Source organism: Citrobacter sp. TBCS-14 (genome assembly GCF_005280805.1).
GTDB classification, from domain to species: domain Bacteria; phylum Pseudomonadota; class Gammaproteobacteria; order Enterobacterales; family Enterobacteriaceae; genus Citrobacter; species Citrobacter gillenii.
Window position 1 is genome coordinate 347 of the sequence record NZ_SZWM01001326.1, and the last position, 259, is coordinate 605.

The 259-nt window shown below is 53.7% G+C and carries 1 protein-coding gene; it reads left to right on the top strand.

Translation table 11 applies throughout. The annotated features are described in order from the left end of the window. Positions 1 to 259 (top strand): fimbria/pilus outer membrane usher protein (locus FDX22_RS27640; protein WP_146718078.1); only part of this gene is annotated, 259 nt, incomplete at both ends.

Sequence of the window (259 nt, forward strand, 5' to 3'; positions counted from 1 at the left end):
CTTTCGTGGCGTGCGGCTGTATCGCGATATGCAGATGCTGCCAAACTCAAAGCAGAATTTTACGCCGCTGGTTCAGGGGATTGCGCAAAGCAACGCGCTGGTTACCATCGAACAAAACGGTTTTGTGGTTTACCAGAAAGAGGTTCCGCCTGGCCCGTTCTCCATTGCTGATTTGCAGCTGGCTGGAGGGGGAGCGGATCTTGACGTCAGTATCAAAGAGGCTGACGGCTCGGTAACAACCTATCTGGTACCGTACGCT